Source organism: Vibrio sp. 10N.222.48.A3 (assembly GCF_041475345.1).
Lineage (GTDB): Bacteria > Pseudomonadota > Gammaproteobacteria > Enterobacterales > Vibrionaceae > Vibrio > Vibrio tasmaniensis_A.
The window spans coordinates 1,204-2,344 of sequence record NZ_JBFRVX010000958.1; the positions used below are offsets into that span (position 1 = coordinate 1,204).

Here is a 1,141-nt window from a genome sequence, read left to right on the forward strand (position 1 = left end):
GGTGAAGAAGGCGCTCGTTTCGGTCCTTCTATCATGCCAGGCGGTTCTCCTGAAGCTTGGGAAGCGGTTAAGCCTATCTTCCAAGGTATCTCTGCGAAAACTGACGCGGGTGAGCCTTGTTGTGATTGGGTTGGTAACGACGGTGCTGGTCACTTCGTTAAGATGGTTCACAATGGCATCGAATACGGTGACATGCAGCTTATCACTGAAGCATACCAGTTCATGAAAGATGGCCTAGGTATGAACCACGACGAAATGCAGGCTGTATTTGCTGACTGGAACAAAACTGAGCTAGACAGCTACCTAGTTGAAATCACTGCTGATATCCTTGGTTACAAAGATGAAGACGGTGAAGCGCTAGTTGAGAAGATCCTAGACACTGCTGGCCAAAAAGGTACGGGCAAATGGACAGGTATTAACGCACTAGACATGGGTATCCCACTGACTCTAATCACTGAGTCTGTATTCTCTCGTTGCCTGTCTGCACTTAAAGATCAACGTGTTGAAGCTGAGAAACTGTTCGGTAAGACTGTTGCTCCAGTTGAAGGCGACAAGCAAGAGTGGGTTGATGCAATCCGTCAGGCTCTACTTGCTTCTAAGATCATCTCTTACGCTCAAGGTTTCATGCTAATGCGTGAAGCGTCGAACGAAAACGGTTGGGATCTAAACTACGGTAACGTTGCACTTATGTGGCGTGGCGGTTGTATCATCCGTTCTGCATTCCTAGGCAACATTCGTGATGCTTACGAAGCGAACCCAGAAATCGCTTTCCTAGGTTCAGATGCATACTTCAAAGGCATCCTAGACAACTGCATGGGCGCTTGGCGTAAAGTTGCAGCTAAGTCTATGGAATCAGGCATCCCAATGCCATGTATGACTTCTGCACTAACGTTCCTAGACGGCTACACTACAGCTCGTCTTCCAGCGAACCTTCTACAAGCTCAACGTGACTACTTCGGTGCTCACACTTATGAGCGTACTGACCGTCCACGTGGTGAATTCTTCCACACAAACTGGACTGGTACAGGCGGCGACACTGCTTCTACAACTTACGACGTATAATCGTTAGTTAGAATCAGTAAAGAACACGTTCGTTCTTTCAGCTGAAAACTAGAAAACAAAAGGATGCCAATTGGCATCC

At 47.4% G+C, this 1,141-nt stretch carries 1 protein-coding gene; it reads left to right on the forward strand.

What is annotated here, in order from left to right; all coding sequences use genetic code 11:
• Positions 1-1,062, forward strand: a 1,062-nt coding sequence (gene gnd / locus AB4653_RS22355) for a decarboxylating NADP(+)-dependent phosphogluconate dehydrogenase (protein WP_372105373.1), incomplete at its 5' end; no start/stop codon positions are given.
• Positions 1,063-1,141 lie beyond the last annotated feature (79 nt).